Below are 5,592 nucleotides of genomic sequence, written 5' to 3'. Positions count from 1 at the left end.
CCACTACTGGGGACACTTGGAAAACACCCGCTTAAAAACCCACGAAGCCTCATTGGGCGTGCGCTACCGCTTCTGATTCCCCGATGCCGATGCCGTCTGAACCTTCAGACGGCATTTTTGATGCACTTGCCGTTTACAGGCGCGGGGCGGGCGTAGTGAAATACCCGAACCGTCATTCCCGACAACACCGTAATCTTGAAATCCGTCCGACAACACCATAATCTTGAAACCCGTCATTCCCGCGCAGGCGGGAATCCAGACCCCCGACGCGGCGGGAATCTATCGGAAATGACTGAAACCCCGAGATTCTAGATTCCCACTTTCGTGGGAATGACGGTTCAGTTGCGTTCCGACAACACCGTAATCTTGAAACTCGTCATTCCCGCGCAGGCGGGAATCCAGACCTGTCCGCACAGAAACTTATCGGATAAAAACAGTTGCTCAAACCCCACGTTCTAGATTCCCACTTTCGTGGGAATGACGGTTCAGTTGCGTAGGACTGGGTCGTCGAAAGGGGCGGATTCGATGGATTCGATGAAAACGGTAGAAATGTTGGATTGATGGAAATGGCGGGCTGAAGCACACCCTCCGGCTCGCTGATTCCCCGATACCGATGCCGTCTGAACCTTCAGACGGTATTTTTGATGCACTTGCCGTTTACAGGCGCAGGACAGGCGTAAGGAAATACCCGAACCGTCATCCCCGACAACACCGTAATCTTGAAACCCGTCATTCCCGCGCAGGCGGGAATCCAGTGGGCGTAGCAACTGTATTTTTCACCCCGTCGGGCAAAAATACAGTTGCTACATCCGCCCTAACGCCACTCTACGCATCCGCCCTACGACTGCCCTACACCACAATCCGCAGTCCGCCCCTACGGCCCTGCCGAACGAAAACAATATTAATCGGGATTCCATATCAAACAATGCCGATACCGCCCCGTATATTCAAACACCATCCGGCCTGAAAACCAATGCCGACCGAATCCGGACAAAATAAACCAAACCGGCAGGCTGCTCAAAAAAAACGGTACTTCGCAACAGAAGTACCGTTTATCGGGATTTCAAATTTTATTCTTCGGGACGCTCGCCGTCGGTTTCGTCCAATTTTCCTTCGGTGATGTGCATTTCCACGCCGTTCAATGCACGGATTTTCGCATCGATTTCATCGGCAACCTCAGGATTTTCCTTCAACCAGACGCGGACGTTGTCTTTGCCCTGACCAATTTTCGCACCATTATAGCTGTACCAGGCTCCGGACTTGTTGATGATGTCGTTCTTCACGCCTATATCAATCAACTCGCCTTCCCAACTTACGCCTTCGCCGTACAAAATGTCGAATTCTGCCTGACGGAACGGGGGGGCGACTTTATTTTTGATAACTTTGACACGGGTTTCGTTACCGATGACTTCCTCGCCTTTTTTAATCTGACCCGCACGGCGGATATCGAGGCGGACGGAAGAATAGAATTTGAGCGCGTTGCCGCCGGTGGTGGTTTCCGGGCTGCCGAACATCACGCCGATCTTCATGCGGATTTGGTTGATGAATACGACCAGGGTATTGGTTTTTTTGATGTGTCCAGTCAGTTTGCGCAAAGCCTGACTCATCAGCCGCGCATGAAGTCCGACGTGGCTGTCGCCCATGTCGCCTTCGATTTCGGCTTTGGGGACGAGAGCGGCNACAGAGTCGACGACCACCATGTCCACACCGCCGGAGCGCACAAGCGTATCGCAGATTTCCAAAGCCTGTTCGCCGGTATCGGGCTGGGAAAGGTAGAGCTCTTCTACTTTAACGCCGAGCTTGCGCGCGTAAACGGGATCGAAGGCATGTTCCGCATCAATAAAGGCACACACGCCGCCGTCTTTTTGACACTGTGCGACCGCCTCAAGGCAGAGAGTGGTTTTACCGGACGACTCCGGACCGAAGATTTCGACAATACGGCCGCGCGGCAGGCCGCCGACACCGAGTGCCAAGTCCAAACCCAGTGAACCGGTGGAAATGACTTCGAGATTTTCTTCCTGCTGGCTGCCGTCCATTTTCATGATGGAGCCTTTGCCGAAACTTTTTTCGATTTGCGCCAAGGCGGCGGCAAGGGCTTTGCTTTTGTCGTCTGACATGGGGGGTTCCTCCGGAACAAATGCGGTATGTAATATGCGGCACAGCACGGGCTGCGGCGCGGAATATGAATCGGTCGGTCATTATCGCATGTTTGCCTTTCGGGGGCTACCATCCGCTTCAGACCGAATGCCGTCTGAAACATTGCCCCTCCTTTGCTATAATGACACCCTTACTTTTCCCGCCAGCCGCCTGAACCGCCATGCACACCAGCCTTACCGTCAAAAATACCGTTATCGGAAGCGGGCGCACCAAAATCGCCGTGCCGCTTGTCGCCCGAGATGCCGCCGATTTGTCCTCCGTGCTATTCCGAATCAAAAACCTGCCCTTCGACATCGTCGAGTTCCGCGCCGACTTTTTGGAATGCGCGGGCAGCATCGGCGAAGTATTGCACCACACGCAGACCGTCCGCGACGCGCTGCCCGACAAACCGCTGCTGTTTACGTTCAGACGGCATGGCGAAGGCGGCTCGTTCCCGTGTTCGGACGATTATTATTTCGAACTACTCGACGCGCTGATCGAAAGCCGCCTGCCCGACATTATCGATATCGAGCTGTTTTCCGGCGAAACCGCCGTCCGGCGCGCCGTGGCAAATGCTCAAAAAAACGGCATCGCCGCCCTGCTCTGCAATCATGAGTTTCACCGCACGCCGCCGCAGGAAGAAATCGTATGCCGTCTGAAACAGATGGAGGACTTCGGCGCGGACATCTGCAAAATCGCGGTGATGCCGCAAAGCGCAGAAGATGTGCTGACTTTGCTTTCTGCCACGCTCAAAGCGAAACAGCTTGCCGACAAACCGATTGTGACGATGTCGATGGGGCAGACGGGGGCGGTCAGCCGGCTTGCCGGACAGGTGTTCGGCTCAAGCATCACGTTCGGTTCGGGAACGCAAAACTCCGCGCCTGGGCAAATCGGCGTATCCGCCCTCCGTGCGGCACTCGACTGCCTCGAAAGCGGCGCAGAATGATTTCAGACGGCATCAAAACATGATGAAACTCAATCCCCAACAGCTCGAAGCCGTCCGCTACCTCGGCGGACCTCTGCTTGTGCTTGCCGGCGCCGGCAGCGGCAAAACCGGCGTAATTACTCAAAAAATCAAGCATTTGATTGTCAATGTCGGCTATCTGCCGCATACCGTCGCCGCGATTACCTTTACCAACAAAGCCGCTGCGGAAAGGCAGGAGCGCGTCGCCAAAATGCTGCCCAAATCGCAAACGCGCGGGCTGACGATTTGCACGTTCCACTCTTTGGGCATGAAGATTCTGCGCGAAGAGGCGAACCATATCGGTTACAAAAAAAACTTCTCCATCCTCGACTCTACCGACAGCGCGAAAATCATCGGCGAACTCTTAGGCGGTACGGGCAAAGAAGCCATATTCAAAGCGCAGCATCAAATTTCCCTGTGGAAAAACGATTTAAAAACGCCTGAAGATGTCGTTCAGACGGCCTCTAATGAGTGGGAACAACAAACCGCCCCCGTGTATGCGAGCTATCAGGAAACCTTACAAAGCTATCAGGCAGTGGACTTCGACGACTTAATCCGCCTGCCTGCCGTGCTGTTGCAGCAAAACAGNGAAGTGCGCAACAAATGGCAGCGGCGGCTGCGTTATCTATTGGTTGACGAATGCCAAGATACGAATACCTGCCAATTTACGTTGATGAAACTTCTGACCGGCGCGGAAGGGATGTTTACCGCCGTCGGCGACGACGACCAGTCCATCTACGCATGGCGCGGTGCGAACATGGAAAACCTGCGCAAAATGCAGGAAAACTATCCGCAGATGAAGGTCATCAAACTGGAGCAAAACTACCGCTCCACCGCGCGGATTCTCAAAATAGCCAACAAAGTCATCGAAAACAACCCCAAGCTGTTTACCAAAAAACTTTGGTCGCAATTGGGCGAAGGCGAGCCCGTCAAAGTCGTTGCCTGCCAAAACGAGCAGCACGAAGCCGAGTGGGTCGTCAGCCAAATCATCAAACAAAAACTCATCGGCGGCGACAAAACCCAATATGCCGATTTCGCCGTGTTATACCGCGGAAAACATCAGGCACGGATTTTCGAGGAAGCATTACGCGCCGCTCGTATCCCCTACCGTCTCTCCGGCGGACAAAGCTTTTTCGACAAAGCCGAAATCAAAGACGTGTTGTCTTATGTGCGGCTGCTTGCCAACCCCAACGACGATCCCGCCTTTCTGCGTGCCGTTACCACGCCCAAACGCGGCATCGGCGATGTAACGCTGGGCAAGCTCAACACTTACGCGCACGAACACGAATGCAGCCTGTATGAAGCCGCGCAAACCGAAGAAGCCCTTGCCACGCTGAACAATACCAACCGCCAACACCTGCAAGCCTTTATGGATATGTTCGGCAGTTACCGCGCCAAAGCCGAAACCAGCGAAGCGGGCGAGTTCATCAACAGCCTGCTCGAAGAAATCGACTATGAAAACCATTTGATGCAAAACGAAGAAGGCAAAGCAGGCGAAATCAAATGGCGCAACGTCGGCGATTTGGTATCATGGTTTGCACGAAAAGGCGGGGAAGACGGCAAAAACGTCATCGAACTCGCCCAAACCGTCGCCTTGATGACGCTTTTGGAAGGAAAAGACGAAGAAGAAACCGATGCCGTCTCACTATCCACGCTACACGCCGCCAAAGGTTTGGAGTATCCGTATGTTTTCCTTATCGGTTGCGAAGAAGGTGTTTTGCCGCACAACGACAGCATCGAAGAAGGCAACGTCGAAGAAGAACGCCGCCTGATGTACGTCGGCATCACCCGCGCCAAACGCCAACTCACACTGACCCACTGCGTCAAACGCAAAAAACAAGGCACATGGCAGTTCCCCGAACCCAGCCGATTCATAGACGAAATGCCGCAGGAAGATTTGAAAATCCTAGGCCGCAAAGGCGGCGAGCCGATTGTCAGCAAGGAAGAAGGCAGACGCAACCTTGCCGATATAATCGGAAGGCTCGACAGCATGAAAAAAGGCAATCCGTCGGATTAAACCAAGATAGGGAAACGAAGCCGGAGACAATTTGCAGCTCGAGATATGGAGGGGTCTTCTTTGTATCACAATCAACTGAATAAGAGTCAGATGAATAAGAGAAGAAATGATGGTGGCTTCTATCATTCATATGACCCCAACAATGTCAAAGATGGAAGAACTTTTATATCTAAAGATGACATTGAGTTAAAAATGAGTCAGGGAAAAACAGCAGAAGTTGATTCCAAAGGACATATGATAAATAATACTCACTTGATAAATAATACTCACTAGAAATATGAACAGCAAAACTAAGCTTCGAGTTGATAAAATAATCGAACTGAAGCATCATATTGAGAATTGGGAAATTCAAACAAGCGAAGAGATCGAAAAGCTTCTTGTTGATTTTGAGAAACAGCCTAGGCAAGAAATGTCTTCTTATTATACGGAGCTTTTTAGAGATNTTCAATTTGCGGGTGTTTTGGTGCAAATAGCA

General features: G+C 52.3%; 4 protein-coding genes. 3 read left to right on the top strand and 1 reads right to left on the bottom strand.

Annotated features, from left to right (window positions below):
* A partial coding sequence (locus ACRPFF_RS10760) for an opacity family porin (RefSeq protein WP_432674646.1) occupies positions 1-76 on the top strand: 76 nt, incomplete at its 5' end.
* A 994-nt stretch (positions 77-1,070) separates the two neighbouring features.
* Here ACRPFF_RS10760 and recA read toward each other — a convergent pair.
* A complete protein-coding gene (gene recA, locus ACRPFF_RS10755; protein ID WP_003674495.1) occupies positions 1,071-2,117 on the bottom strand; it encodes a recombinase RecA in 1,047 nt (348 codons plus the stop codon).
* A gap of 200 nt (positions 2,118-2,317) precedes the next feature.
* Between recA and aroD the strand changes: the two genes are divergently transcribed.
* Positions 2,318-3,082 carry a type I 3-dehydroquinate dehydratase gene (gene aroD / locus ACRPFF_RS10750; RefSeq protein ID WP_432674645.1) on the top strand — a complete coding sequence of 255 codons (765 nt, stop codon included), beginning with the start codon at positions 2,318-2,320 and terminating at the stop codon, positions 3,080-3,082.
* A gap of 19 nt (positions 3,083-3,101) precedes the next feature.
* Positions 3,102-5,117, top strand: coding sequence for a DNA helicase Rep (gene rep / locus ACRPFF_RS10745; protein WP_432674644.1), 2,016 nt, complete (start codon positions 3,102-3,104; stop codon positions 5,115-5,117).
* Positions 5,118-5,592 lie beyond the last annotated feature (475 nt).

It is taken from the genome of Neisseria sp. SLRRB23 (assembly GCF_050896295.1).
Taxonomy (GTDB): Bacteria; Pseudomonadota; Gammaproteobacteria; order Burkholderiales; family Neisseriaceae; genus Neisseria.
The sequence above is the reverse complement of the archived record's forward strand: the minus strand, read 5'-3'. Positions and strand labels throughout refer to the sequence as shown.

Coding starts and splice junctions, on each gene's coding strand:
- aroD (WP_432674645.1), top strand. CDS start 2,318: ATGCACACCAGCCTTACCGTCAAAAATACCGTTATCGGAAGCGGGCGC.